Below are 26,545 nucleotides of genomic sequence, written 5' to 3' on the forward strand. Positions count from 1 at the left end.
CAGGTCGCCAATTTGTAAAATAGTTGTTGTTTTGTGCCTTTTGCCCTGCGTGCGGCAGGGGCTTGTGCTGTGTCAACCTGTCAGAAGGCCTGGCGGATGATGCGGATCACATTTTCAAGTACCGGATCGCGCAGACTGAGCTTATTGTAATGCAGTGAAATCTCAATAGATTCTGCATTCAACTGGCTGAGCGGAATACTCTCCAGCGGCCAGCATTTCCGCAGCAGATGATACAGGCGCGAAGGCATGATGCAGAGCATGTCACTGCTGCCAATCAGGGATGCAGTAGTGAACATATTGTAACTGCTGAAGCTTATCTGTCGCTCCGGGAAAATGTCATCGATACGCTGGCGCAGCGCATGATGAGACTGTCCTTCCGTCATAAATGACGAGTGATCGTAGTTACGCAGATTTTCTATGGTGAGCGGCTCGCTGAGCACCGGATGCTGCTGGCGACAGACCAGCACCAGGTTGTCGGCATAGAGGACATTCTGCCCCAACGCGCGGGCGCTGAAGCTGCCGCTGTCGATAATTAAATCGGTCTGGAACTGGGCAAGCTGCACGTCAGGTTCGCTGATCGGTACATTACGCAGCAGCAACTGCGGCGCATGCTCTTTTACGGCCTGGTAAATTGCAGGCATAACCAACACCCCCACAGAGGGAGAGCAGCCGATGGTGATGGTTCGCTGTTTGTCGTAGCTTCCGGTTAAATCCAGCGCGCCCAGAATCGACTCCAGCCCCTGGCTGATGTACTCATGCAGATGCGTGGCGTAAGCCGTGGGGGTAACACCCTGTCCCTTACGAATAAATAACGGGTCCGGAAATATAGCGCGCAGCTTTTGAATTGACTGGCTTATTGCAGAGGGCGTGAGATTAAGAATTTTCGCAGCGTTAACGATACCCTTATGGACATATACCGCCTCAAAAATAGTCAATAAATTGAGATCAATATTACGTAAAGTCCGAAAAATTTGCGGCTTGTCTTCCCCACCGGGTTCATTCAGGCGTTTGGCTGGTAAATTATTATACTCCACGCTTTTACTCCGTACACATTCACAACATGAATGATAGTTGAATTTATTTATTATGCTTGTAGAGATTCGTAAAGTGTTGGTTTTGTTTCACTTGTTTATCAAAAACAACCAGTTGAGTGATTATCACGCAAGTTACTTAGGTCCTGCACGCAGCGCTGACGGGAGGCTAAATAATATGGATCGGTAATATTCGAGCGCTTCGAAAATATAGAATCTGCGGATTATTGTAAAGTGTAAAAGCGGCAATTAAATCGTGGCCCGTCAAATTATCGAGCCACAATGTATAATATATTAAGTAGTGATATATTCGTGCGGGGGATTGTTAAGTAGTGCTAACATATTAGCTAAAAGCACAGGACGGATATTTTCTGTTGTTGCCGTATCAACCCACTGGCACATTTGCGTCATTTCCATCCCGGCATAGCCGCAGGGGTTGATGCGCTGGAAGGGCTTCAAATCCATATTAATGTTCAAAGCCAGCCCGTGAAACGAGCAGCCTTTACGGATACGCAGCCCCAGCGAGCAGATCTTCATCTCGCCCACGTAGACTCCCGGCGCGTCGGCCCGCGGATGCGCATCAATACCGTATTCCGCCAGTGTGTTGACGACCGTTTGCTCAAGCAGAGTGACCAGTTCACGTACGCCCAGCTTTCTGCGTTTGAGGTTCAGGAGAACGTACATCACCTGTTGCCCTGGGCCATGGTACGTAACCTGCCCGCCGCGGTCGCTCTGAATAACCGGGATATCGCCCGTCATCAATAAATGTTCCGCTTTTCCCGCTTGCCCCTGCGTAAACACTGGCAGGTGTTCTACCAGCCAGATTTCATCAGGGGTGGTGTCATCGCGTGAGTCGGTGAAGTCATGCATAGCCTGGGAGACAGGCTCATAAGGTTGCAGCCCGAGATGACGGACAAGAATTTTATCCTGATACAAAACGACGTCTCCGAAGACGAGGGACAAAAGATGAGGGGGAGTATATCACAGCGGGGAGAGGGGTTACCCGGCAAACCGGGTAACCGCAGAGGGACTACAGCACCATACGAACAATTTCGATATTGCCGAGCTCTTCGTACAGCGTCTCAACCTGCTCAATGTGTGTTGCGGTAATGGTAATCGATACCGAGTGGTAGTTGCCCTTGCTGCTTGGTTTTACTGACGGAGAGTAGTCACCCGGCGCATGGCGCTGTACCACTTCAACCACCTGATCAACCAGCTCAGGTTTCGCCAGACCCATTACTTTGTAAGTAAATGGGGTAGGGAATTCAAGCAGTTCGTTAAGTTTGGTTTTCATGTCAGCTCCGGCGTAACGTCAAAAAGAATAACTCCCACGTCAGGTGGGAGTTATCAGGATACTTAGTATATGGGGATCAAAATCACACTTTCAAGTGTTCGATTTTTAGCCAAACCAGTGATGGAACATCAATTTAATGTAATCAATGATTTTGCCGAAGAAATTGCCTTCAGGAATTTCCTGCAGGACAACCAGCGGGCGCTGATCGATAGTTTTGCCATCCAGCTGGAAGTTGATGGTGCCTACAACCTGGTTTTTCTGCAGCGGTGCATGCAGCTCGGTGGTGTTCAGCACGTAGCTGGCTTTCAGATCTTTCATGCGTCCGCGTGGAATGGTCAGGTACAGATCTTTGTCCACGCCCAGGGAGGCGCGATCGTTATCACCGAACCAGACCGGCTCAGAGGCAAACTCTTTACCTGCTTTCAGTGGGTTCACGGTTTCGAAGAAACGGAAGCCCCAGGTCAGCAGTTTTTTGCTTTCTGTCTCACGGCCTTTAAAGGTACGACCGCCCATCACGGCAGAGATCAGGCGCATCTGACCTTCGGTAGCAGAGGCGACCAGGTTGTAACCCGCTTTGTCGGTATGACCGGTTTTGATGCCGTCAACGTTCAGGCTGTTATCCCACAGCAGGCCGTTACGGTTGGTCTGGCGAATACCGTTGAAGGTAAACTCTTTCTCTTTATAGATGGCGTATTCGTTCGGTACATCGCGGATCAGCGCCTGGCCAATCAGCGCCATATCGCGCGCAGAACTGTACTGACCCTCCGCATCCAGGCCGTGAACGGTCTGGAAGTGGCTGTTTTTCAGGCCCAGCGCAGAAACGTAGCTGTTCATCAGGCCCACAAACGCATCCTGGCTGCCCGCAGCGAAATCGGCCATGGCGACACAGGCGTCGTTACCGGACTGCAGGTTGATACCACGAATCAGCTGAGAGACAGGAACCTGCATACCCGGTTTCAGGAACATTAAAGAAGAGCCTTTAAAGACCGGGTTGCCGGTTGCCCACGCATCGTTACCGATGGTGACCAGGTCTGTTTCTTTAAATTTACCTGCCTTCATCGCCTGGCCGATAACGTAGCTGGTCATCATTTTCGTCAGGCTGGCCGGATCGCGGCGGGCATCGGCATTCTGTTCTGCCAGAACTTTGCCAGAGTTGTAATCGATCAGGATGTAGGATTCCGCATCGATTTGCGGAACGCCAGGGATCATGGTCTTGATGTTCAGGTCATCGGCGTGAGCTGCGGAGAGCGCAGCAGCGCAAAGGGCCGTGGTCAGCGCCATGCGCTGCACAAAACGAGCAGAAAAAGTGGTCTTCATGGTCAGAACTACGACATCCGTGATGGAATTAAAAAAAGTGCCTTACTATAGCAAATGCTATTCAGGCAGGCATCCGACTTTAAGCATGAGTTTGTGAATGACTTTTACACAAACTGACAATTCGGATGCCGCCGATACATTACTTCGCTACAGCGATAAATGACTGGAGTTGCGCTTCATTTTGCAGACGCTGCTGCAGGGTCGCTGCCTGCGATTTGCTGGCAAACGGTCCCATCTGAATACGCCACACAGCCCCGTTTTGCTCAACGCGGCCTGGAACGCCAAACTGCTGGCTCAGGCGCTGTTGATATTGCTGCGCGCGGGCCTGATCGCTGACGGCGCCCACCTGAACGACAAAGCCGCCGCTGGAGGCGGCAGCAGGCGCTGCTACCGCTGCGCTCTGGGTCGTTGTCGGAGCGGTGACGGGGGCAGGCTGCTGCGCGACGGGGGCGGCAACAGGCGCCGGGGCAGGTTCACTGCCTTCCAGCACGCCGGAGGCCAGGGTCGTTGGAGCCCCCAGGAAACCGCTACTCTTTACCGGTGCGCCAGTGCTGTCATCGCTTTGCAGCGTATCGTTACTGATAGGACGCACTTCGCCTGCTGGCTGAGAAGGCTCGGCCGGCGATGAGACGCTCCCCATGCCACCGTCAAGATTCGGACGATCGGGAAGGGCGTAGGTCTGTTTCGCCACTGTCGTACACGCGGTACCCGGCCCGGAGAGCGAGCCATCCGGTGCCACGATAATGGGGTCGATACGAACCTTGGTATTGTTCGAGGTGTTCAGGCGGTCGGCGGAGGCGCGCGACAGCGAAATCACACGGTCGTTACCGTACGGACCGCGATCGTTAATGCGGACTACGATCATACGGTCATTCGCCAGGTTGGTGATACGCGCGTAGCTTGGGATAGGCAGCGTCGGGTGTGCCGCAGTGAGTTGCGTCGGGTCGAACGCTTCTCCTGATGCCGTCAGGTTGCTCCCGGGTTCCGCATCATAAATGGCGGCGAAACCCGCCTGGCTGAAACGGGAAGGGTCCTGAACGATTTTGTAGCTTTTGCCGTCGCGCTCATAATCCTGATTCGCGCTGGCGTTGAGCGGTTCATAAACGGGATCGGCGCCGCTGATTTCAACGATTGGGCCATTACACACCGCAGGCTGCGGCGGCGCGACGGTTGCCTGTTGCTGACCATCATCACTTGTGCACGCCGCAAGTAAACTTGCCGCAATGCAGATCCCCAGCCACTGCTTACGCATTCCGATCCCCTTATTTTTATACGCTTTTTGACAACATTTTTCTGTGGGTATGGATCGACATCACGATACCAAACCCGGCCATCAACACGATCAGTGCCGAGCCTCCGTAACTCACCAGCGGAAGCGGAACGCCTACAACCGGCAGAATACCACTCACCATACCAATATTTACGAAGACATAAACGAACAAAATCAACATTAACCCGCCCGCCATGACGCGGCCAAAGGTGGTTTGCGCGCGCGCGGCAATCCACAACCCGCGCATGATTAACAGTACATACAGCGCGAGTAAGATCAAGATGCCGACCAGCCCAAGCTCTTCCGCCAGGACCGCAAAGATAAAGTCGGTATGGCGCTCTGGTAAGAACTCCAGCTGCGACTGGGTGCCGTGCAGCCATCCTTTACCGCGCAGGCCACCGGAGCCAATCGCGATCTTGGACTGAATAATATGATAGCCCGCACCCAGCGGATCGGTTTCCGGATCGAGCAGCATCATCACGCGCTGGCGCTGATAATCATGCATCAGGAAGAACCAGAGAATAGGGATGAACGCGGCAACCAGCACCACCGCAATACCAATCAGACGCCAGCTCAGGCCCGACAAGAAGAGAACAAACAGGCCGGAGAGTGCGATGAGGATAGAGGTACCAAGGTCAGGCTGCGCCGCCACCAGCAACGTTGGCAGGAAAATCAATACCAGCGCGATGGCCGTGTTTTTCAGTGATGGCGGACAGACATCGCGGTTGATAAAGCGTGCCACCATCAGTGGAACGGCGATTTTGGCAATTTCCGAGGGCTGGAAGCGAACTACGCCCAGATCCAGCCAGCGCTGTGCGCCTTTGGAGATGGCTCCAAAGGCATCTACCGCAACCAGCAAAATAATACAGAAGATGTAGAGATAGGGGGCCCAGCCTTCGTAGACGCGTGGCGGGATCTGCGCCATGACGACCATAATGACCAGCCCCATCGCGATCTGGCCAATCTTGCGCTCCATCATGCCGATGTCCTGGCCGCTGGCGCTCCAGATAACCAGAGCGCTGTAGACCAGCAGAGCCAGCAGGATCAGCAGCATGGCTGGGTCGATGTGGATTTTATCCCACAGCGATTTTTTATTTGGATTATCCGTCATGATTATTGGTCCTCCGCCGCAGCGGCCGCCGGGTTTTCAGCCGGCAGTTCGGTGTTGTTATCACCCAGCATGATGTGGTCGAGGATTTGGCGCATGATGGTGCCCACGGCTGGCCCTGCGCCACCGTTTTCCAGAATCATTGCCACCGCCACCTGCGGGTTATCATAGGGTGCAAATGCCGTCATGAGATTATGGTCACGCAGTCGTTCGGCAATGCGGTGCGCGTTATAGGTTTCGTTGGCCTTCAGGCCGAAGACCTGCGCCGTACCGGATTTGGCGGCCACTTTATACGGCGCACCGGCGAAATACTTATGCGCGGTACCGTTCGGGCGGTTTGCCACCCCGTACATCCCGTCTTTGGCGATCTCCCAGAAGCCGGAGTGAATATCCCCCACCGGCGGTTCATGCGGCTGGATCCACGGCACTTTTTTGCCCTCTTCAACGGTACTTTGCAGCAGGTGCGGGACTTTCACCACACCATCGTTGATGAGGATCATCATCGCTTTGTTCATCTGCAGCGGGGTTGCGGTCCAGTAGCCCTGGCCGATACCCACCGGAATGGTATCACCCTGGTACCACGGTTTCTTAAAGCGCTTTAGCTTCCACTCGCGGGTTGGCATGTTGCCGGAGCGTTCTTCGGCGAGATCGACCCCGGTGTAATGGCCGTAGCCAAATTTGCTCATCCACTCTGACAGGCGGTCAATACCCATGTCGTACGCCACCTGGTAGAAGAAGGTATCCGCAGACTCTTCCAGCGATTTCGTCACGTTCAGATGACCGTGGCCCCATTTTTTCCAGTCGCGATAGCGTTTCTCTGAACCCGGTAACTGCCACCAGCCCGGGTCAAACAGGCTGGTGTTGCGGTTGATGACACCCGCGCTCAACGCCGAGACGGCGACGTAAGGTTTCACCGTGGACGCCGGCGGATAGACCCCCTGCGTGGCGCGGTTGACCAGCGGCGTGTTCGGGTCATTAAGCAGGCCGGAGTAGTCCTTACTGGAAATTCCATCGACAAAGAGGTTAGGGTCGTAGCTTGGCATGGAGACCATCGCCAGTATGCCGCCGGTACGCGGATCGGTCACGACAACTGCCGCACGGCTGCCCGCCAGTAAGGTTTCAATATACTGCTGGAGTTTCAGGTCGAGCGTCAGGTAGACGTCATGTCCTGCCTGCGGCGGCACCTCTTTCAGCTGACGAATAACGCGGCCACGGTTGTTAACTTCCACCTCTTCATAGCCGGTCTGCCCGTGCAGGACATCTTCGTAATAGCGTTCAATTCCCAGCTTACCGATATCGTGCGTCGCGGCGTAGTTTGCCAGCTTGCCGTCTTTATCGAGACGCTCAACGTCTTTATCGTTGATCTTGGAGACGTAGCCGATTACGTGCGTCAGTGCGGAACCGTAAGGGTAGTAGCGACGCTTGTAGCCTTTCACTTCCACACCGGGGAAACGGTACTGGTTGACGGCAAAGCGGGCGACCTGGACTTCCGTCAGGTTGGTTTTAACCGGAATGGAGGTAAAGCGGTGAGAACGGGCGCGCTCTTTCTTGAAGGCAGCGATATCGTCATCGTTAAGATCGACAACGCTTCGCAATGCTTCCAGCGTATCCTGCACGTTGTCGACTTTTTCCGGCATCATCTCAATCTGGTAGATGGTGCGGTTTAAGGCCAGCGGGGTGCCGTTACGGTCGTAAATAATGCCGCGGCTGGGGGCGATAGGCACCAGCTTGATGCGGTTTTCGTTTGAGCGCGTCTGGTAATCGGTATAGCGGACAATTTGCAGATTATAAAGGTTGGCGATCAGCACGCCGGTAAGCAGCAAAATCCCCGTAAAGGCGACCAGCGCCCGGCGCACAAACAGCGCGGACTCAGCCGTATAGTCGCGAAAAGAATTCTGTAGTTTCATCCGCTGCTTAATCTACCCTGGTCAGTCATTACTCGCGGTGATAGGGGTGGTTGGTAGTAATGCTCCACGCGCGGTACAGGCTTTCTGCCACCAGTACCCGAACGAGCGGGTGGGGAAGCGTCAGCGCGGAGAGAGACCAACTTTGTTCTGCCGCCGCTTTACAGGCAGGGGACAACCCTTCAGGCCCGCCAATCAACAGACTGACGTCACGACCATCCTGCTTCCAGCGCTCCAGTTCGTGCGCCAGCTGCGGCGTATCCCAGGGCTTGCCTGGAATATCGAGGGTAACGATGCGGTTTTTGCCTGCGGCAGCCAGCATCAGTTCTCCCTCTTTATCAAGAATGCGTTTGATATCCGCGTTCTTGCCGCGCTTTCCGGCGGGGATCTCCACCAGCTCGAACGGCATATCTTTAGGGAAACGACGCAGATATTCAGTAAAACCGGTTTGTACCCAGTCCGGCATTTTGGTGCCGACGGCGACCAGCTGCAACTTCACGCATTAACCCCAGAGTTTTTCCAGCTCATACAGGCGACGGCTCTCTTCCTGCATGACGTGGACAATCACATCGCCAAGATCGACAACCACCCAGTCAGCGGTTGCTTCACCTTCAACACCGAGCGGTAACAGCCCTGCTGCACGTGATTCCTGCACAACATGATCGGCAATTGAAACCACATGGCGAGTAGACGTACCGGTGCAGATGATCATGCAGTCGGTGATGCTGGATTTACCCTTAACGTCGATAGCGATGATGTCCTGACCTTTCAGGTCATCAATTTTGTCGATAACAAAATCCTGGAGTGCTTTACCCTGCAAGTTTTCCCCCTGGGTGAATGAGATTGTGCAACTATGAATTCGTAGCCAGACAGTATACCTGAACTGACGCCCCTGTCGGGACAAATGTCACCGGCCGGGCTTTTGAAGGCGGGTATCATCCCACCCTCCGCCGGAGATTGCATCGCCATTTTTGTAAAACAATTTCTGTAAAGCAATGAGCGGCAGGAAAGTCTGGCAGCGGAGGATAACAGTATGGCTTACTCTGTCAAGGCAGGATAATCAATAAGGCGCTTTTTGTGCGCCCGGATTATGCGTCTGCGCTTTTCTGATACAACCCGTGCGCGTGGATATAGTCCAGCACTGACGATGGCAGGAGATCGTCACAGGCTAAACCGTGCTGAAGCCGGTCGCGAATGATTGTCGCAGAAATATCAAACCACGGCGTCTCCGCCAGATAGATCTTCCCGGCAGGTTGATTATGCAGATCTTCCACATTGTCGGTCAGATGAGCCTCTAGCCACTGCTGATACTGCTCTTCACGCATGGTCAGCGGATAGCCCGGACGGCGGCAGACGAGGAGATGGCTGTTCTCCAGAATGGTTTCATACTGGTGCCATGTGGGGAAGTTGAGCAGAGAATCCTGGCCGATGATAAAGGCCAGCGGTTTGTCCGGCCCCTGTTCGGCCCGCCACTCCTGTAGGGTTTGCGAGGTCCAGGACGGGGTGTCGCGACGGAGTTCACGCTCGTCCAGGCTGAAGAGCGGTTTATCCGCAATGGCCAGGGCGAGCATCTCTTTTCGCTGCTCGCTGGTGGCCTCAGGCTGAGGCCGATGTGGCGGAACGTTATTGGGCATGATAATCACGCGCTGAAGACCAATCAGATTCGCCAGAATTTCAACCGGTTTCAGATGACCGTAATGGACCGGGTCAAAGGTGCCACCGTACAGGGCCTGTAGAGAGTGCATGCTATCCATCGATAAATACATCTGCCAGCGCCTTGTGGCAGAGCAGCAGAGAAAGGCTTTCCAGTTCCGCCCAGACGGACTGGCCGTAATCTTGTTTTAACGTGAGCTCTGCGCGCATCAAAAGCTGTACCGCCTGGCGCAGCTGTTCATGGCTCAGACGATTAATGGCCTCGGTGGTCATCGCCCGACGGTTTTGCCAGACACGGTGTTTGTCGAACAACGAACGCAATGGCGTATGAGCAGACTGGCGCTTGAGCGTGATGAGCAGCAGCAGTTCACGCTGCAGCGTACGCAGCAATATAACCGGTTCGCTACCCTCAAGGCGTAGCTGCTGCAAAATATGCAGGGCACGCTTGCTCTTTGCCATCAGCAGCGCATCAACCCAGTGGAACGGCGTGAAGTGTGCAGCGTCGTTAACCGCCTGCTCCACGCGCGGCAGAGTCAGCTTGCCATCGGGCCAGAGGAGGGCGAGCCGGTCCAGCGCCTGGGCCAATGCCAGCAGGTTGCCTTCATAGCAGTAGCACAGCAGCTGATTCGCTGCGTCGTCCAGTTGCAGGTTATTCTGCTTCGCTCTTGCCGCCACCCATTTCGGCAAATGGGCCTGCTCAGGCGTCTGGCAGGTGACCAGCACGGCATGAGTGGCGAGTTGGGTAAACCACGCGGCGTTTTCCTGCGCTTTGGTGAGCTTGTTGCCACGCACGATTAACAGCAGATCGCTGTGCAACAGGCTGACCAGCGTCGCCAGCTGTTCATTGATGGCCGCGTTCGGACCATTCTCTGGCAGCAGGATCTGGATGGTCTGGCGTGATGCAAAGAGACTCATCGCCTGGCAAAGGGAGAAAAGGGCATTCCAGTCGGTATTGTTATCCAACTGGACGGTGTGGTGTTCATCAAAGCCCTGAGCGGCGGCGGCATGTCGCACGGCATCCAGGCTTTCCTGAAGCAAGAGCGGGTCGTTACCCAGTAGCAGATACGCCGCGCGCAGCCCTTCATTGAGCTGCGCGCGGAGTTGTTCAGGATACAGCCTGATCATCAGTTACCCATGGAGGTAGAAACAGGAGGCGTGTTGGCATCCGGTTTGTCGATGATGTCAGAACCCTGTCTTGTCGTTGCGGCAATGCCTGGCAGCTTACGGATCAGCTGTTCTGCGGCCTTGTCGTACATTTCGTTAATGATAATCTGCTGCTCAGCATCTTTTGCCAGCGCCGTTTGCGGGTTATCAAAGAACGAGCGGTACACTTTGGTATTGATAGGGAAAATGTCTTTACCCGGGATCAATACTGCCGCGTTCACCGTCAGCACCATCTGATATTCCGCAGTACGTCCATCCTGGAAGATCGACGCGGTATCTTTAGCCAGCGATGAGCTTAAGATACGTAATGACGGTACATCCTGGCGCAGGGTGCCTTTTTCGATCAGTTGAACATCGTTCAAACGCAGCTGGTTACGCACTGCCCGGCTGAGTGGACCATTCGGATCCCCTGAGTCGAAAATCATCGTTTTCATCTCAGCGGGCACCGCCGTGGTATTGCGCAGGTGCCAGCCACACCCCGCGGTGACCAGCACCGCCAGAGATAAGAGTATTGTTGCCAGTTGTCGCACGTTTCCTCCCGCGCTTAGCCAACGACCAGATTCAGCAGTTTACCCGGTACGTAGATCACTTTACGTACGGTAACGCCCTCAAGATATTTCGCCACCAGATGTTCCTGGCCAGCACGCTCACGAACCTGTTCTTCGGTTGCATCAACGGCGACGGTAATTTTACCGCGTACTTTACCGTTGACCTGTACCACCACCAGCGTGGTGTTTTCCACCATGGCGGATTCATCAGCAACCGGCCACGGCGCGTTGTCGATATCGCCTTCGCCTTTCAGCTCCTGCCACAGGGTGAAGCTGACATGCGGGGTGAACGGGTTCAACATGCGCACGACGGCCAACAGTGCTTCACGCATTAAGGCACGATCCTGCTCGCCTTCCTGCGGTGCTTTCGCCAGCTTGTTCATCAGTTCCATAATAGCCGCAATTGCGGTATTGAAGGTCTGACGACGACCAATATCATCGGTCACTTTTGCAATCGTTTTATGAACATCACGACGCAGCGCCTGCTGGTCTTCAGTCAGGGCAGCAACGTTCAGTGCCGGTGCGTCGCCGTGAGCGGTGTGTTCGTAAACCAGTTTCCAGACGCGCTTCAGGAAGCGGTTCGCCCCTTCAACGCCGGACTCCTGCCACTCCAGGGTCATGTCTGCCGGTGAGGCAAACATCATGAACAGACGCACGGTATCCGCGCCGTAGCGCTCAACCATCACCTGCGGGTCGATGCCGTTGTTTTTGGACTTGGACATCTTGCTCATGCCGGTATAAACCAGTTCATGACCTTCGGCGTCTTTCGCCTTCACGATACGGCCTTTCTCGTCGCGCTCAACAATCGCATCAACCGGAGAGACCCAGTTACGTTCGCCGTTCGCACCCACATAGTAGAACGCATCTGCCAGTACCATGCCCTGACACAGCAGCTGTTTCGCTGGCTCGTCAGAGTTCACCATGCCTGCGTCACGCATCAGCTTGTGGAAGAAGCGGAAGTAGAGCAGGTGCATGATGGCATGTTCAATACCACCGATGTAGATGTCTACCGGCAGCCAGTAGTTTGCCGCGTCGGAATCCAGCATCCCTTCCTGATACTGCGGGCAGGTGTAGCGGGCGTAGTACCAGGAAGACTCCATAAAGGTGTCAAAGGTGTCGGTTTCACGCAGCGCAGGCTGACCGTTAACGGTGGTTTTTGCCCACTCAGGATCGGCTTTGATCGGGCTGGTGATGCCATCCATGACCACATCTTCCGGCAGGATCACCGGGAGCTGATCTTCCGGGGTTGGCATTACGGTGCCGTCTTCCAGCGTGACCATCGGGATTGGCGCACCCCAGTAACGCTGACGGGAAACGCCCCAGTCGCGCAGGCGGTAGTTTACTTTACGCTCGCCCACGCCCAGCGATGCCAGTTTGTCGGCGATGGCGTTGAAACCCTCTTCGAAGCTCAGGCCGCTGAACTCACCAGAGTTAAACAGCGTGCCTTTTTCCGTCAGTGCTTGCTCAGACAGGTCAGGTTCAGAGCCGTCAGCCGCCAGAATAACGGCTTTGATCGGCAGGTTGTATTTGGTGGCAAATTCATAGTCGCGCTGGTCGTGACCCGGAACAGCCATCACGGCACCGGTACCGTATTCCATCAGCACGAAGTTTGCTGCCCAGACCGGAATCGCTTCGCCAGTCAGTGGGTGCTTCGCATAGAAGCCCGTGGCAACGCCTTTCTTCTCCATGGTCGCCATGTCGGCTTCTGCCACTTTCGTGTTGCGGCATTCGTCGATAAAGGTAGCCAGCTCTGGGTTATTTTCGGCAGCTTTCTGCGCCAGCGGGTGACCTGCGGCCACGGCCAGATAGGTCGCGCCCATGAAGGTATCAGGACGGGTGGTGTAGACGGTCAGAGTCTGATCGTAGTTCTCAACGTTGAAGGTGATCTCCACGCCTTCAGAACGGCCGATCCAGTTGCGCTGCATGGTCTTAACGGTATCCGGCCAGTGGTCCAGCGTGTCCAGATCGTTCAGCAGTTCGTCAGCGTAAGCGGTGATTTTGATAAACCACTGTGGGATCTCTTTACGCTCAACTTTGGTGTCGCAGCGCCAGCAGCAGCCGTCGATAACCTGTTCGTTCGCGAGAACGGTCTGGTCGTTCGGGCACCAGTTAACGGCGGACGTCTTCTTATAGACCAGGCCTTTTTTGTACAGCTCGGTGAAGAACTTCTGTTCCCAGCGATAGTATTCCGGGGTACAGGTCGCCAGCTCGCGGCTCCAGTCATAGCCAAAGCCCAGCATTTTGAGCTGGTTTTTCATGTACGCGATGTTGTCGTACGTCCACGGCGCTGGCGCCGTATTGTTTTTGACCGCCGCGCCTTCTGCAGGCAGACCGAATGCATCCCAGCCGATTGGCTGCAGCACGTTTTTGCCCAGCATACGCTGGTAGCGTGCAATCACATCACCGATGGTGTAGTTACGCACGTGGCCCATGTGTAGTCGACCAGAAGGATAGGGAAGCATCGACAGGCAGTAATACTTCTCTTTGCTCTCGTCTTCGGTTACTTCAAAGGTACGCTTCTCGTCCCAGTGTTGCTGGACTTTTGATTCTATCTCTTCCGGGCGGTATTGCTCTTGCATGGCAGCCAGTGGTCCTGTTTTCAATACAGCTACAAATGTAGCCAATGGATGTGGTATTTCAGATCCGCATAGCATAGCCCAAACGTCCGCGTCAAAACAGCCTTTCGCACAAATGCGCTTTGCAGGAATTTACCGGGTCTGTGGTTCACCTGACAAAGCGGCGATGAAATAAGGTCTATTATTAGAAATAGTTACTTACCCGGGAGGCAAAATGATGAACAAGGTTGCTCAATTTTACCGCGAACTGGTGGCAACACTGACGGAACGGCTGCGTAACGGCGAGCGTGATATCGACGCGCTGGTGGAACAGGCGCGTGCGCGCGTGACGCAAACGGGTGAGTTAACGCGAACCGAAGTGGAAGAGGTGACGCGCGCCGTGCGTCGTGACCTCGAAGAGTTCGCGCGCAGTTACCAGGAGAGCCAGGACGAGGTGACCGACAGCGTATTTATGCGGGTGATCAAGGAGAGCCTCTGGCAGGAACTGGCGGATATTACCGATAAAACACAGCTGGAGTGGCGTGAAGTCTTTCAGGATCTGAATCATCACGGCGTGTACCACAGCGGTGAAGTGGTGGGGCTGGGAAATCTGGTCTGTGAGAAATGCCATCACCATATTGCCGTTTATACGCCGGAGGTGCTGTCCCTGTGTCCGAAGTGCGGGCACGATCAATTCCAGCGTCGGCCGTTTGAGCCCTAAATAAAAGCAAAACTGTTTGCGCCCTCTCCCTGTGGGAGAGGGCCGGGGAGAGGGCATCAGGCCGCAAAAGGTAAAAGCAAAACGGCAACCACGTTGCCGTTTTTAGTGTTTGCTCCCTCTCCCCGTGGGAGAGGGTTGGGGTGAGGGCATCAGGCCGCACTATAGTATGCGAGCCTCTCCGCCAGCAAATCCACAAACGCCTGCCGATCGATATCCACCATTAGCGTGGTATTCGGTTTATTGCCCGTCAGCGAATAGTAATCCACCACCGTCATCCCCTGGGTGTATTTCCCCTGGGTCTCCACACCAACCCAGCGCTCTACCGTGGTAAACATCTCAGGCTTCAGCAGCCAGGCAATGGTGCACGGGTCATGCAGCGGCGCGCCGTGGAAGCCCCATTTCTCGGCTTTGTGATATTCCATAAAGAAGTCGAGCAGCTCGGCCACGGTCGTGGCAACCGGGTTGCCAATCGCACGAAAACGCTCGATGTCATTCGCCATAATCTGCGCCCGGTGGGTAACATCCAGTCCGGCCATCACAATCGGCAAACCCGACTGGAAGACGATCTCCGCCGCTTCCGGGTCAACAAAGATGTTGAACTCCGCCGCAGGCGTCCAGTTACCCAGCCCCATTGCTCCGCCCATAATCACGATACGGGCAATTTTGCTGTGCAGTTCAGGATGGCTGTTCAGCAGCAGCGCAACGTTGGTTTGCGGGCCCGTTGCTACCAGCGTGACGGGTTCAGCACTCTCGCGTAGTACCTTTGCCATCAGCTCCACGGCGGTACAGGATTGCGGGGCGAAACCCGGTTCCGGCAGTGCCGGGCCGTCCAGGCCGCTTTCTCCGTGTACGTTGTCGGCAATGATCAGTTCACGCATCAGCGGTTTGACCGCGCCACCGGCCACGGGAATATCGGGGCGCTTTAGCAAGGTCAGCATACGCAGGACGTTGCGCAGGGTTTTATCCGGCGTCTGGTTGCCGGCAGATGAGGTGACAGCTTTGACTTCAAGTTCAGGGGAGGCAAGTGCAAGGACGAGGGCAATCGCGTCATCATGACCCGGATCGCAATCGAAAATAATAGGCTGTGCCATAGCGTTCTCCATACGTAGCGTTATTTTGTGACAGGGTTAACGCTGCAATGTGACGCCGACGAGAAGCAGAGATTGAAAGCGTGAGACAGTGCGCAATCCGCAGATTGCGCACTGAGAAGATTAATGCAGGATTTTAGCCAGGAAGTCTTTAGCGCGTTCGGATTTCGGGTTGGCGAAGAACTCTTCTTTCGGCGAGTCTTCAACGATCTTGCCTTCATCCATAAAGATCACGCGGTTTGCCACTTTGCGGGCGAAGCCCATTTCGTGGGTCACCACCATCATGGTCATCCCTTCGTGGGCCAGTTCAACCATGACGTCCAGCACTTCGTTGATCATTTCGGGATCGAGTGCGGAGGTCGGTTCGTCGAACAGCATTGCCACCGGATCCATACACAGTGCGCGAGCAATCGCCACACGCTGCTGTTGGCCGCCGGAAAGCTGTGCCGGGAACTTATCGGCGTGCGCAGAAAGCCCCACGCGATCCAGAAGCTTCAGCCCTTTCTCACGCGCCGCTTTTTTGTCACGCTTAAGCACTTTCACCTGCGCCAGCGTCAGGTTCTCGATGATGGAGAGGTGAGGGAACAGTTCAAAATGCTGGAACACCATCCCCACGTGGGAGCGAAGCTGGGCAAGGTTGGTTTTCTTGTCGTTCACTTTGGTGCCGTTAACAACAATTTCACCCTGCTGCACAGGCTCCAGACCATTAACCGTTTTGATCAGCGTCGATTTACCGGAACCGGACGGCCCGCACACTACCACCACATCACCTTTTTTGACTTCGGTGGAGCAGTCGGTCAGCACCTGAAAGTGCCCATACCATTTAGAAACATTTTTCAGGGAAATCATTATACCGTCCTTTTCTTCAGCCAACTGACCAACAGCGACGCGCTTAAACTAATCACAAAATAGACCGCACCTGCGAAGAGCACCATCTCAACCTGCGTACCATCGCGCTCACCGATGGTGGACGCGGTACGGAAGAAGTCTGCCAGGCTCAGGACATATACCAGAGAGGTATCCTGGAACAGCACGATGCCCTGGGTCAGCAGGAGGGGAACCATGGCGCGAAACGCCTGCGGCAGAATAATGAGTTGCATGGACTGCCAGTGGGTCATCCCCAGCGCCAGCGCCGCGCTGGACTGCCCGCGTGAGATACTCTGTATGCCCGCACGGATGATCTCGGAATAGTAAGCGGCCTCAAACATGGAGAACGCAACCATCGCGGAAATCAGGCGGATATCGGTTTTCGGTGATAGTCCCAGAACGTTTTGCAGGAATCCGGGAACAATCAGGTAAAACCACAGCAGCACCATTACCAGCGGAATAGAACGGAAAACGTTAACGTAGGCAGTGGCAAACCAGGCGAGCGGTTTGAAGCTCGACAGGCGCATTACCGCCAGCAGGGTGCCCCAGACGATACCGACGATGATGGCGATCGCCGTGATTTTTAAGGTGATCACTAGGCCATCCAGCAGGTACGGCATGGAAGGAACAATGGAACTCCAGTCAAATTCGTACATTATTTGCCCCCCAGATTGCCCGGCAGGCGAATTTTGCGTTCAACCAGGTTCATCACCAGCATGATGAAAGCGTTAATCAGAACATACGCGAGCGTAATTGCCGTGAAGGATTCCCACGCGTGGGCGGAATAATCCAGCAGTTTACCCGCCTGCGCCGCCATATCGACCAGACCGATCGTGGAGGCGATGGCCGAGTTTTTGACCAGGTTCATCATCTCTGAGGTCATCGGTGGAACAATGACGCGGTAGGCGTTAGGCAGCAGGACGTAGCGGTAGGTTTGCGGCAGCGTTAACCCCATCGCCAGACCCGCGTTCTTTTGTCCACGCGGCAGCGACTGAATAGCGGCGCGTACCTGCTCGCACACGCGTGCGGCGGTAAACAGCCCCAGACACATCATCGAGGAGACAAAGAACTGTACGTTAGGATCCAGTTCCGACTTGAACCACATGCCAATATTTTCCGGCAGCAGTTCAGGAACGACCAGATACCAGGTAAAGAACTGCACGATCAGCGGAACGTTACGGAACAGTTCCACATACAGCGTGCCGATAGAAGAGAGAAAACGGTTAGGGACGGTGCGCAGAATACCGAACAGTGAACCGACAAGGAACGCAATAATCCACGCCGTTATCGATAACGCAACGGTAACCTGAAAGCCGCTCCACAGCCAGCCAAGATAGGTTGTGTTGCCGAACGGGGCTTGTTGCAGAAATATGCCCCAGTTCCAGTCTATTGACATAATAAACTCCAGAAAAAAAAGGGTAGCAGCGCTACCCTCGAAGATTGGTGAGAAGCTCATTTTTCGCGCTGAGTGGGGAACGACCACTCAACGTATAGTCTGTCCATGCTTCCCGACAATCGAGAGGGCAGGAGATCCCGCCCCTGTAGTTCTAATTAGTTAAGAGCCTTGTCATTTGGTGATTTGAACAGTGCTTTCATGTCGTCAGACAGTTCAAAGTTCATGTTGAGATTTTTGGGTGGAATTGGGTTCTTGAACCATTTGTCGAACCATTTTTCCGCTTCACCGGAGGTTTGCACCTGGGCGATGGTGTCATCGATCAGCTTCTTGAATTGCGGATCGTCTTTACGCAGCATACAGCCGTAGGCTTCTTTCGACTGGGCGGTACCAACGATATCCCAGTTGTCCGGTTTCTTCGCTTTTGCACGTTCGCCAGCCAGCAGAGCATCATCCATCATAAACGCGACGGCACGGCCACTTTCCAGCGTACGGAAGGAGTCACCATGGTCTTTCGCGCTGATGATGCGCATATCCATTTTCTTCTCGTCGTTCAGCTTGTGCAGCAGCACTTCTGAGGTTGTCCCGGAGGTCACAACAACGGCTTTGCCTTTCAGGTCAGCAAAATCTTTGATGTCGCCGCCTTTTTTGGTCAGCAGACGGGTCCCCACCACAAAGATGGTGTCGGAGAAGGCGGCCTGTTTCTGACGCTCAAGGTTGTTGGTGGTTGAGCCACACTCAAAATCGAAGGTGCCGTTTTGCAGCAGTGGGATACGGTTCTGCGAGGTGATTGGAATCAGTTTTACCTGCAGGTCGGGTTTGTTCAGCTTTTTCTTCACGGCCTCAACGATGGCGTTAGAGTAGTCCTGTGAATAGCCCACGACTTTTTGCGTGTTGTCGTAGTAAGAGAACGGGACAGAAGATTCACGGTGGCCGACCACGATCACGCCGTTTTTGGCAATCTTGTCGAGAGTGCTGCCGGCTGCCGGCGCGTCTTCAGCGTGAACGACGCCTGCGGACATCCCCATTACCAGCATTGCTGTGGCCAGTTTACGTAATTGCATACCCAACTCCTTTCTTATCAGCGTCAGTGACGCATTGATACCCATTGTGATGTTGTTATATCTCGCGCTATGCGAGTGCAGTGTTATGCAAGCTTGTTAACATTTAGTCTGGCTTAATGTAAAGATTTTGCTGCGTTATTGTTTATTTTTGCGAAGCGCGCCGCACCATTCCGAGGCAGAAATCTCTCGTTGCACCGTTTCGGTGCTACCGGCGATCTATGCTGGTGCGACAAGGTTGCACACGAAGCCAAACTGCGTTTACCTGAATAAACAAAGCAATAGGCGTGCCAGAATTGAAATTTGGGAGGGAACTGTCGGGTGGCGGCTACGCCTTACCCGACCGACGAAGCGAAATGTAGGTCGGGTAAGCGTCAGCGCCACCCGGCAACAGAAGGTAAGATTAGCGACGACGCTGACGAAGGCTCATCAGCACAGCCCCAAAGCCAAACAGGGCGGTCAGGATCCACAGCGGCCAGTTGCCGGTGCGGGCATATGGCGTCAGGCCGCTTGTCGGCGTGACTTTAGCCGTCAACACGTCGCGCGTAAACTGCGGGAGCATGGCCTGAATTTCTCCCCGCGGTCCAATCACGGCGGTGATGCCATTGTTGGTGCTGCGCAACAGCGGACGCGCCAGCTCCAGTGAACGCATCCGCGCCATCTGGAAGTGCTGCCACGGACCAATCGACTTACCGAACCAGGCATCATTAGAGATGGTCAGCAGGAAGTCCGTATCCGGACGGAAGTTGTCGCGCACCTGTTCACCGAGGATGATCTCGTAGCAAATGGCCGCCGTCAGGGCAAAGCCGTGTGCATGCAGCTGCGGCTGCACATACGGCCCCCGACTGAAGGAGGACATTGGCAGGTCAAAGAACGGTGCCAGCGGACGCAGTATCGATTCCAGCGGAACAAACTCGCCAAACGGAACAAGGTGATTCTTGTTATACCGGTCAGTCGAGGTGTAGCTGTACTCGCTGTCTTTGCCGAGCGTAATGATGGTGTTGTAGGTATCGTAGCGGTTCTGCTGATTCAGACGCGCATCCACAATCCCGGTGATCAGCGTACTGCCGCGCGCGCGCAGCAGATCGTTCATCATGTTGAGAAACGGCTGCTGGTTAATTTCCAGATCCGGAATGGCAGATTCAGGCCAGATGATCAGCTGTGATTTACCCATCACCTCTTCAGTAGCGTTGGCGTAAATTTTCAGCGTGTTCAGCAACTCTTTTTCATCCCACTTCATCGCCTGCGGAATATTTCCCTGCACCATCGATACCTGTGTGGCGCGCTCTGGCATCAAGGTATACCACTGGATATAACGCAGCGGGAAGGGTAGAGCGAAAAGAACCAGCGCCACCACCAGCGGTTTCCAGTTACGCGTGACCAGCGCCAGCACCAGCAGGCCGCTCACCACCATCAGCAGGAAGTTAATGGCTTCAACGCCCATTACTGGCGCCAGACCTTTCAGCGGGCCGTCAATCTGGCTGTAGCCAAACTGCAGCCACGGGAAGCCGGTCAGCACCCAGCCGCGCAGAAACTCGGTGATCTGCCAGACCACGGGAGCCGCAATGGCAACGCGCAGCCAACTGGTTTTAGGCCACAGGCGGGAAAGAATGCCCGCAAACAGACCGGTGTAGAGCGAGAGATAGGCGGCCAGCAGAACCACAAGGAAGACGTTAACCGGCCCCGGCATACCCCCAAACTGGGCGATGCTGACGTAGACCCAGTTGATGCCGGATCCAAACAGCCCCAGCCCCCAGAAGTAGCCAATGGCTGCAGCTTGAACGGGACGACGATTCAGGGTTAACCCCTGTAACCCCATCAGGGAGAGAATGGCTGCAGGCCAGATATCGTAAGGAGAAAAAGCCAGCGTACCGCTGGCTCCAAGTAACAGCGCCAGCAGCAAACGGACGCGCTGGCGTTCAAGCAGTGGGGCAAATGCCATTTACATTAATCTTCCAGTTTTGGCACCGGTGAGTCGTCCGGCGTTCTGACATGAACCTGTATAATACGTCGGCTGTCGGCCATCGCCACTTTGAACTGGTAACCATCGATGTCAACGGTTTCGCCGCGGGCAGGAAGATGACCAAAGGCCTGCATCACCAGCCCACCAATGGTATCCACCTCTTCATCGCTGAAGTGGGTGCCGAAGGCGTCGTTGAAATCCTCAATGGAGGCCAGAGCGCGAACGGTCCACGTATGGCGGCTAAGCTGACGGAAGTCGATATCTTCTTCTTCGTCATACTCGTCTTCGATCTCGCCCACGATCAGCTCAAGAATATCCTCGATCGTGACAAGGCCTGACACGCCGCCAAATTCATCAATCACAATCGCCATGTGGTAACGCTGGGAGCGAAACTCTTTCAGCATCCGATCCACACGTTTACTTTCCGGCACAACCACGGCCTGGCGTAACACTTTTTCCATGCTGAAGGCTTCGGCATCGCTGCGCATAAACGGCAGCAGATCTTTGGCCATCAAAATCCCTTCGATGTGATCTTTGTCTTCGCTGATGACCGGGAAACGGGAGTGAGCGGATTCGATAATCACATCGAGGCATTCATCGAGGCTCTGGTTACGTTTCAGGGTAATCATTTGCGAGCGGGGGATCATGATATCGCGAACGCGCTGGTCGGCGATGTCCATTACCCCTTCGAGCATTTCGCGCGTATCTTCGTCGATAAGATCGTTTTGCCCGGAATCACGAATCAGCTCCAGCAGTTCATCACGGTTTTTGGGCTCACCATGGAAAAGCTGGCTCAGAATGAGGGAGAAAAATCCCTTTTTACTGTTTGTCGTGTCGCTACTGTGTGAATTGTCGTCGCTCATGGCGTTTGTTAAGGGTTCTCTCGTCAGTTCAATGTTTACCGCCGCGCTATTTCCTTACGCGGCGGCATGTTAGTCAGTCGGTTGTCTGACTATTCTTTCTCGGCAATGTACGGATCCTCATAGCCCAGAGCAAGCATTATCTCTGTCTCAAGGGACTCCATCTCTTCCGCTTCGTCATCTTCAATATGATCGTAGCCCAGCAGGTGCAGGCTTCCATGGACAACCATATGCGCCCAGTGGGCCTCGAGCGGCTTTTGCTGCTCTTTGGCTTCCTGTTCCACCACCTGACGGCAGATGATCAGATCGCCGAGCAGCGGCATTTCAATACCCGGTGGGGCTTCGAACGGGAAAGAGAGCACGTTGGTTGGCTTATCTTTCCCGCGGTAGGTCAGGTTAAGCTCATGGCTTTCTGCTTCATCCACCAGGCGAATCGTGACTTCTGACTCTTCCTGAAACTGGGGGATAACAGCATCCAGCCATTTCTGAAACTGCGCCTCTTCTGGCATGCCGGAATTATCTTCACAGGCCAGCTGTAAATCGAGGATCACCTGACTCATTTCTGTTCTTGCTCCTGCGCTTCGCGCTTACGTTCTGCGGCCAGTTCGGCCTTACGCTTCTGATCGGCCTCTTCCCAGGCTTCATAGGCGTTAACGATACGCGCAACCACCGGGTGGCGTACCACGTCTTCACTGTGGAAGAAGTTAAAGCTGATTTCGTCCACCTCAGCCAGCACTTCGATGGCGTGGCGCAGGCCCGATTTGGTGCTGCGCGGCAGGTCAATCTGGGTGACGTCACCGGTGATAACCGCTTTCGAGTTGAAGCCGATACGCGTCAGGAACATCTTCATCTGTTCGATGGTGGTGTTCTGGCTCTCATCCAGAATAATGAACGCATCGTTAAGGGTACGGCCACGCATGTAGGCCAGCGGGGCGACTTCAATCACGTTACGCTCAATAAGCTTCTCAACTTTCTCAAAGCCCAGCATTTCGAACAGCGCGTCGTACAGTGGGCGCAGATAAGGATCCACCTTCTGACTCAGGTCCCCCGGCAGGAAGCCGAGTTTTTCACCTGCTTCAACCGCCGGGCGGGTCAGCAGAATACGGCGGATCTCCTGGCGCTCCAGCGCATCAACCGCAGCGGCGACGGCCAGATAGGTTTTACCTGTACCCGCCGGACCCACGCCGAAGGTGATGTCATGGTCGAGAATGTTGGCAATGTACTGCGCCTGGTTCGGTGTACGCGGCTTGATGACGCCACGTTTGGTCTTGATATTGATGGCTTTGCCATAGTCCGGCACGCTTTCTGCGCTCTGCTCAAGCACGCGCGCCTCTTTAATGGCGAGGTGAATTTGTTCCGGTTCGATATCCTGAATTTCGCCACGCATCGGGGCGGTATCAACATACAGGTTACGCAGGATGTCCGCAGCCGCATTGACGCAGATAGGGCGTCCGGTGAGTTTGAAATGATTATCGCGACGATTGATTTCGATACCCAGACGTCGCTCCAGTTGTTTGATGTTGTCATCAAACGGCCCGCACAGGCTCAGCAGGCGAGCGTTGTCTGCGGGCGTTAGGCTAATTTCAAGCGTGTCTATGTTCAAACTGTTCCTCTTTGATTGGTTAACTGGCCCGGCGCCCTCAGGCGTAATAAAACGGTCATTACCGAAATTATTCACGCCATGGAAAAAAGGCGCAAGCGTTGCGGAAGATATTGGGGACGTTGAGAGGAAATACAAGGCCTGCCGGGAAGGCAGGCCTGAAGGATTATGGCTGGTAAACCCGAACGCCAGAATCGTTTTCTTTACGCGTGCGGGAAATGACGGATTCAGGAGATTGCGCAATGCGCAGCCCCATCTCATCTTCGGTGCGCACCAGTTTTCCGCGCAGCGAGTTGGTCAGCACTTCCACAATCTCGACGTCCACAAATTTACCGATCATGTCCGGGGTGCCTTCGAAATTCACCACGCGGTTGTTTTCGGTACGGCCTGAGAGTTCCATGATGCTCTTACGGGAGGTGCCTTCCACCAGAATACGCTGCACGGTGCCGAGCATGCGGCGGCTCAAGGCGTTGGCCTGCTGGTTGATACGCTCCTGCAGAATATACAGACGCTGTTTTTTCTCTTCTTCCGGGACATCGTCAACCATATCGGCCGCCGGTGTGCCAGGGCGCGCAGAGAAAATAAAGCTGTAGCTAACGTCAAAATTCACTTCGCCGATGAGCTTCATGGTGCGCTCGAAGTCGTCAGCGGTTTCACCAGGGAAGCCAACGATAAAGTCGGAACTTATCTGGATATCCGGACGCGCTTCACGCAGCTTACGAATGGTGGATTTGTACTCCAGCACCGTATGCGGACGCCCCATCAGGTTCAGCACGCGGTCAGAGCCGCACTGAATCGGCAAATGCAGGAAGCTCACCAGCTCCGGCGTATCGCGGTAAACGTCGATAATATCGTCGGTGAATTCCATTGGATGGCTGGTGGTAAAGCGAATACGGTCGATACCGTCAATCGCGGCCACCAGGCGCAGCAGTTCAGCAAAGCTGCCGGTGGTGCCGTCGTAGTTCTCACCACGCCAGGCGTTAACGTTCTGCCCCAGCAGGTTCACCTCGCGTACGCCCTGTGCGGCAAGCTGCGCGATTTCAAACAGAATATCGTCTGCCGGGCGGCTCACTTCCTCACCACGGGTATAAGGCACCACGCAATAAGTGCAGTATTTGTTGCAGCCTTCCATGATTGAGACGAATGCGGTCGGGCCATCCGCACGCGGCTCGGGCAGACGGTCAAATTTTTCGATCTCCGGGAAGCTGACATCAACGACCGGACTACGATCGCCGCGCACCTTGTTGATCATTTCCGGCAGGCGGTGCAGGGTCTGGGGGCCAAAGACAATATCCACATAGGGGGCTCTCTGACGAATCAGCTTACCTTCCTGCGACGCGACGCAACCACCCACACCGATGATCAGGTCCGGATTTTTTCGTTTGAGAAGTTTCCAGCGACCTAAAACGTGAAAGACTTTTTCCTGCGCTTTTTCACGAATTGAGCAGGTATTCAGCAGCAGCACATCGGCTTCTTTCGCATTTTCAGTCAGCTGGTATCCGTGGGTGGTATCCAGCAGATCGGCCATCTTGGATGAATCGTATTCGTTCATCTGACAGCCCCAGGTTTTTATATGGAGTTTTTTAGTCATCGACTTGCTCAGCTCAGGATTGCAAGCCGTGTATTGTAATGCTTTGGTGGGGTTGTGACCAGTATGAAGGTTATGCGTCTCAGGACTGCAAAAATCCGGTAAACTTAAGGGATTCTCCAATAAGGAAAAGTGACCATGACACTCCAACACACCGAAATTGCCGTTGTCGGCGGCGGTATGGTCGGCGGCGCGCTGGCGCTGGGGCTGGCGCAGCAGGGATTTGAGGTAACGGTTATTGAGCAGGCGGCACCTGCTGAGTTTGACCCGACGGCAAAGCCGGATGTCCGCATTTCCGCCATCAGCGCGGCCTCTGTTGATTTGCTTCGCGGGCTGGGCGTCTGGGAGGCGGTGCTCGATATGCGGGCTCACCCTTACAGTCGCCTTGAAACCTGGGAATGGGAAAATGCCCACGTCGCGTTTGATGCCGCCGAGCTGAAGCTGCCGCGTCTGGGCTATATGGTGGAAAACAACGTCCTCCAGCGGGCGCTCTGGCAGGCGCTGGAGGCGCATCCGAAGGTGACGCTGCGTGTTCCTGCGTCGCTGAAGGCGCTGCATCATCACAATAGCGGCTACACGCTGACGCTCGACAGCGGCGATGAACTGGCTGTGAAGCTGGTCATTGGGGCTGACGGTGCTCACTCGCAGGTCAGACAGATGGCGGGCATCGGTGTTCATGCCTGGCAGTATGAGCAGTCCTGTATGCTGATCACCGTTCAGTGTGAAAATGCGCCGGGAGAGAGTACCTGGCAGCATTTTACCCCGAATGGTCCGCATGCCTTTTTACCGCTGTTCGATAACTGGGCATCGCTGGTGTGGTACGACAAACCGGCGCGCATTCGCCAGCTACAGGGACTTTCAATGGAGCAGTTGCAGCGTGAAATTCTGCAACACTTCCCGGCCCGTCTGGGACATATCACGCCGGTTGCCGCAGGGGCGTTTCCTCTTACACGTCGCCATGCGCTGCAGTATGCCCGTGAAGGGCTGGCGCTGGTGGGCGATGCGGCGCACACCATTCATCCTCTGGCGGGGCAGGGCGTGAACCTCGGGTATCGTGACGTTGACGCTTTACTGGATGTGCTGGGCAATGCACGCGCGCATGCGGAAGCCTGGTCAAGCCATCACGTACTCAAGCGCTACCAGACGCGACGTATGGCGGATAACTTCATCATGCAGTCTGGGATGGATCTGTTCTATGCCGGTTTCAGCAATGATCTGGCCCCGGTGCGTATTCTGCGAAACATTGGATTGATGGCGGCGGAACGCGCTGGCGGCTTGAAGCGTCAGGCGCTTAAATACGCTCTGGGACTCTAATCCTTTTACCCTCTCCCCGTGGGCTGAGGGATCCCCAGTAATATGGTCATGCCACCATGACCATATTACTGTACTCTTTTCCCAGCTTTTTCATCTCGTTAACTATATTCAGCCGTCTCACTTTCCCGGGCTCATGCCGGATGACTTCTTCTGCCAGACTCAGGTATGACAGAACCCGTCTGTGCCTGATGCTGCTTGCCTGATAGTGCCAGTGTAAACACTCTGGCAGAAGAAGTCATCCGGCAT

The 26,545-nt window shown here is 54.7% G+C and carries 25 protein-coding genes; 2 read left to right on the forward strand and 23 right to left on the reverse strand.

Translation table 11 applies throughout. The features are described from left to right. Positions 1 to 80: 80 nt before the first annotated feature. From APU11_RS19115 to leuS, 13 genes are all read right to left on the reverse strand, one after another. Positions 81 to 1,034 (reverse strand): YbeF family transcriptional regulator, encoded by a 954-nt coding sequence (locus APU11_RS19115; protein WP_013097594.1) that lies wholly within the window; start codon positions 1,032 to 1,034, stop codon positions 81 to 83. Between the two features lie 291 nt (positions 1,035 to 1,325). Continuing rightward, positions 1,326 to 1,967, reverse strand: coding sequence for a lipoyl(octanoyl) transferase LipB (gene lipB / locus APU11_RS19120; protein ID WP_038418901.1), 642 nt, complete (start codon positions 1,965 to 1,967; stop codon positions 1,326 to 1,328). 94 nt (positions 1,968 to 2,061) lie between these two features. Further along, positions 2,062 to 2,325, reverse strand: coding sequence for a DUF493 family protein YbeD (gene ybeD / locus APU11_RS19125; RefSeq protein WP_003858718.1), 264 nt, complete (start codon positions 2,323 to 2,325; stop codon positions 2,062 to 2,064). Between the two features lie 105 nt (positions 2,326 to 2,430). Beyond that, entirely contained in the window at positions 2,431 to 3,642 is a 1,212-nt protein-coding gene (gene dacA / locus APU11_RS19130) for a D-alanyl-D-alanine carboxypeptidase DacA (RefSeq protein ID WP_013097592.1), read from the reverse strand. 139 nt (positions 3,643 to 3,781) lie between these two features. Next, positions 3,782 to 4,894, reverse strand: a complete 1,113-nt coding sequence (gene rlpA, locus APU11_RS19135) for an endolytic peptidoglycan transglycosylase RlpA (RefSeq protein WP_060578700.1) — start codon at positions 4,892 to 4,894, stop codon at positions 3,782 to 3,784. 16 nt (positions 4,895 to 4,910) lie between these two features. Then, positions 4,911 to 6,023 carry a peptidoglycan glycosyltransferase MrdB gene (mrdB, locus tag APU11_RS19140; RefSeq protein WP_013097590.1) on the reverse strand — a complete coding sequence of 371 codons (1,113 nt, stop codon included), beginning with the start codon at positions 6,021 to 6,023 and terminating at the stop codon, positions 4,911 to 4,913. A gap of 2 nt (positions 6,024 to 6,025) precedes the next feature. Further along, positions 6,026 to 7,927, reverse strand: a complete 1,902-nt coding sequence (mrdA, locus tag APU11_RS19145; RefSeq protein WP_060578701.1) for a peptidoglycan DD-transpeptidase MrdA — start codon at positions 7,925 to 7,927, stop codon at positions 6,026 to 6,028. 28 nt (positions 7,928 to 7,955) lie between these two features. Then, positions 7,956 to 8,423, reverse strand: a complete 468-nt coding sequence (gene rlmH, locus APU11_RS19150) for a 23S rRNA (pseudouridine(1915)-N(3))-methyltransferase RlmH (RefSeq protein ID WP_003858701.1) — start codon at positions 8,421 to 8,423, stop codon at positions 7,956 to 7,958. Between the two features lie 3 nt (positions 8,424 to 8,426). Beyond that, positions 8,427 to 8,744 (reverse strand): ribosome silencing factor, encoded by a 318-nt coding sequence (rsfS, locus tag APU11_RS19155; RefSeq protein WP_003858696.1) that lies wholly within the window; start codon positions 8,742 to 8,744, stop codon positions 8,427 to 8,429. Positions 8,745 to 9,012: 268 nt separating this feature from the next. Next, positions 9,013 to 9,678: a nicotinate-nucleotide adenylyltransferase gene (gene nadD, locus APU11_RS19160; RefSeq protein WP_020685664.1), complete on the reverse strand. Its 666-nt coding sequence runs from the start codon at positions 9,676 to 9,678 to the stop codon at positions 9,013 to 9,015. Next, positions 9,671 to 10,702 (reverse strand): DNA polymerase III subunit delta, encoded by a 1,032-nt coding sequence (holA, locus tag APU11_RS19165; protein ID WP_020685665.1) that lies wholly within the window; start codon positions 10,700 to 10,702, stop codon positions 9,671 to 9,673. Before holA ends, nadD begins: the two co-directional genes overlap by 8 nt. Continuing rightward, a complete protein-coding gene (gene lptE / locus APU11_RS19170; RefSeq protein WP_028028133.1) occupies positions 10,702 to 11,271 on the reverse strand; it encodes an LPS assembly lipoprotein LptE in 570 nt (189 codons plus the stop codon). The genes holA and lptE overlap by 1 nt, the downstream gene beginning before the upstream one ends. Before the next feature lie 14 nt (positions 11,272 to 11,285). Continuing rightward, on the reverse strand, positions 11,286 to 13,868 hold the full coding sequence (leuS, locus tag APU11_RS19175) for a leucine--tRNA ligase (protein WP_058650497.1): 2,583 nt from the start codon (positions 13,866 to 13,868) through the stop codon (positions 11,286 to 11,288). Positions 13,869 to 14,082: 214 nt separating this feature from the next. Between leuS and APU11_RS19180 the strand changes: the two genes are divergently transcribed. Then, a complete protein-coding gene (locus APU11_RS19180) occupies positions 14,083 to 14,565 on the forward strand; it encodes a zinc ribbon-containing protein (protein ID WP_014831082.1) in 483 nt (160 codons plus the stop codon). Positions 14,566 to 14,714: 149 nt separating this feature from the next. On the opposite strand, the gene rihA is transcribed toward APU11_RS19180, so the two are convergent. The 10 genes from rihA to miaB form a co-directional block, all read right to left on the reverse strand. Continuing rightward, positions 14,715 to 15,656, reverse strand: a complete 942-nt coding sequence (rihA, locus tag APU11_RS19185; RefSeq protein ID WP_029882138.1) for a pyrimidine-specific ribonucleoside hydrolase RihA — start codon at positions 15,654 to 15,656, stop codon at positions 14,715 to 14,717. Between the two features lie 120 nt (positions 15,657 to 15,776). Then, the gene (locus APU11_RS19190) at positions 15,777 to 16,502 is read right to left on the reverse strand and encodes an amino acid ABC transporter ATP-binding protein (RefSeq protein WP_014831084.1); all 726 of its coding nucleotides are present in this window, start codon (positions 16,500 to 16,502) and stop codon (positions 15,777 to 15,779) included. Continuing rightward, positions 16,502 to 17,176 (reverse strand): glutamate/aspartate ABC transporter permease GltK, encoded by a 675-nt coding sequence (gltK, locus tag APU11_RS19195; RefSeq protein ID WP_013097580.1) that lies wholly within the window; start codon positions 17,174 to 17,176, stop codon positions 16,502 to 16,504. The genes APU11_RS19190 and gltK overlap by 1 nt, the downstream gene beginning before the upstream one ends. Continuing rightward, entirely contained in the window at positions 17,176 to 17,916 is a 741-nt protein-coding gene (locus APU11_RS19200) for an amino acid ABC transporter permease (RefSeq protein ID WP_013097579.1), read from the reverse strand. Before APU11_RS19200 ends, gltK begins: the two co-directional genes overlap by 1 nt. Before the next feature lie 155 nt (positions 17,917 to 18,071). Continuing rightward, the gene (locus APU11_RS19205; protein ID WP_014883004.1) at positions 18,072 to 18,977 is read right to left on the reverse strand and encodes an amino acid ABC transporter substrate-binding protein; all 906 of its coding nucleotides are present in this window, start codon (positions 18,975 to 18,977) and stop codon (positions 18,072 to 18,074) included. Positions 18,978 to 19,377: 400 nt separating this feature from the next. Further along, on the reverse strand, positions 19,378 to 20,916 hold the full coding sequence (gene lnt / locus APU11_RS19210) for an apolipoprotein N-acyltransferase (RefSeq protein ID WP_058650498.1): 1,539 nt from the start codon (positions 20,914 to 20,916) through the stop codon (positions 19,378 to 19,380). A gap of 5 nt (positions 20,917 to 20,921) precedes the next feature. Beyond that, on the reverse strand, positions 20,922 to 21,800 hold the full coding sequence (corC, locus tag APU11_RS19215; RefSeq protein ID WP_013097576.1) for a CNNM family magnesium/cobalt transport protein CorC: 879 nt from the start codon (positions 21,798 to 21,800) through the stop codon (positions 20,922 to 20,924). Positions 21,801 to 21,889: 89 nt separating this feature from the next. Beyond that, the gene (gene ybeY, locus APU11_RS19220; RefSeq protein WP_003858677.1) at positions 21,890 to 22,357 is read right to left on the reverse strand and encodes an rRNA maturation RNase YbeY; all 468 of its coding nucleotides are present in this window, start codon (positions 22,355 to 22,357) and stop codon (positions 21,890 to 21,892) included. Then, positions 22,354 to 23,400 carry a PhoH family protein gene (locus APU11_RS19225; RefSeq protein WP_020684942.1) on the reverse strand — a complete coding sequence of 349 codons (1,047 nt, stop codon included), beginning with the start codon at positions 23,398 to 23,400 and terminating at the stop codon, positions 22,354 to 22,356. Before APU11_RS19225 ends, ybeY begins: the two co-directional genes overlap by 4 nt. A 163-nt stretch (positions 23,401 to 23,563) precedes the next feature. After that, complete coding sequence (gene miaB / locus APU11_RS19230) at positions 23,564 to 24,988, reverse strand: tRNA (N6-isopentenyl adenosine(37)-C2)-methylthiotransferase MiaB (protein ID WP_058650499.1); 1,425 nt, start codon at positions 24,986 to 24,988, stop codon at positions 23,564 to 23,566. 135 nt (positions 24,989 to 25,123) lie between these two features. Between miaB and ubiF the strand changes: the two genes are divergently transcribed. Beyond that, entirely contained in the window at positions 25,124 to 26,299 is a 1,176-nt protein-coding gene (gene ubiF / locus APU11_RS19235) for a 3-demethoxyubiquinol 3-hydroxylase (RefSeq protein ID WP_058650500.1), read from the forward strand. Positions 26,300 to 26,545: the final 246 nt, after the last annotated feature.

The organism is Enterobacter sp. 50793107 (assembly GCF_001463365.1).
Taxonomy (GTDB): domain Bacteria; phylum Pseudomonadota; class Gammaproteobacteria; order Enterobacterales; family Enterobacteriaceae; genus Enterobacter; species Enterobacter cloacae.

Bases quoted from the DNA above. Each gene is read 5' to 3' on its own strand.
- leuS (WP_058650497.1), bottom strand. From the start codon at position 13,868: ATGCAAGAGCAATACCGCCCGGAAGAGATAGAATCAAAAGTCCAGCAA.
- gltK (WP_013097580.1), bottom strand. From the start codon at position 17,176: ATGTACGAATTTGACTGGAGTTCCATTGTTCCTTCCATGCCGTACCTG.
- ybeD (WP_003858718.1), bottom strand. From the start codon at position 2,325: ATGAAAACCAAACTTAACGAACTGCTTGAATTCCCTACCCCATTTACT.
- APU11_RS19180 (WP_014831082.1), top strand. From the start codon at position 14,083: ATGAACAAGGTTGCTCAATTTTACCGCGAACTGGTGGCAACACTGACG.
- corC (WP_013097576.1), bottom strand. From the start codon at position 21,800: ATGAGCGACGACAATTCACACAGTAGCGACACGACAAACAGTAAAAAG.
- miaB (WP_058650499.1), bottom strand. From the start codon at position 24,988: ATGACTAAAAAACTCCATATAAAAACCTGGGGCTGTCAGATGAACGAA.
- APU11_RS19200 (WP_013097579.1), bottom strand. From the start codon at position 17,916: ATGTCAATAGACTGGAACTGGGGCATATTTCTGCAACAAGCCCCGTTC.
- mrdA (WP_060578701.1), bottom strand. From the start codon at position 7,927: ATGAAACTACAGAATTCTTTTCGCGACTATACGGCTGAGTCCGCGCTG.
- rlpA (WP_060578700.1), bottom strand. From the start codon at position 4,894: ATGCGTAAGCAGTGGCTGGGGATCTGCATTGCGGCAAGTTTACTTGCG.
- APU11_RS19205 (WP_014883004.1), bottom strand. From the start codon at position 18,977: ATGCAATTACGTAAACTGGCCACAGCAATGCTGGTAATGGGGATGTCC.
- mrdB (WP_013097590.1), bottom strand. From the start codon at position 6,023: ATGACGGATAATCCAAATAAAAAATCGCTGTGGGATAAAATCCACATC.
- rihA (WP_029882138.1), bottom strand. From the start codon at position 15,656: ATGGCACAGCCTATTATTTTCGATTGCGATCCGGGTCATGATGACGCG.
- holA (WP_020685665.1), bottom strand. From the start codon at position 10,702: ATGATCAGGCTGTATCCTGAACAACTCCGCGCGCAGCTCAATGAAGGG.
- nadD (WP_020685664.1), bottom strand. From the start codon at position 9,678: ATGGATAGCATGCACTCTCTACAGGCCCTGTACGGTGGCACCTTTGAC.
- lnt (WP_058650498.1), bottom strand. From the start codon at position 20,916: ATGGCATTTGCCCCACTGCTTGAACGCCAGCGCGTCCGTTTGCTGCTG.
- APU11_RS19190 (WP_014831084.1), bottom strand. From the start codon at position 16,502: ATGATTTCCCTGAAAAATGTTTCTAAATGGTATGGGCACTTTCAGGTG.
- dacA (WP_013097592.1), bottom strand. From the start codon at position 3,642: ATGAAGACCACTTTTTCTGCTCGTTTTGTGCAGCGCATGGCGCTGACC.
- ybeY (WP_003858677.1), bottom strand. From the start codon at position 22,357: ATGAGTCAGGTGATCCTCGATTTACAGCTGGCCTGTGAAGATAATTCC.
- ubiF (WP_058650500.1), top strand. From the start codon at position 25,124: ATGACACTCCAACACACCGAAATTGCCGTTGTCGGCGGCGGTATGGTC.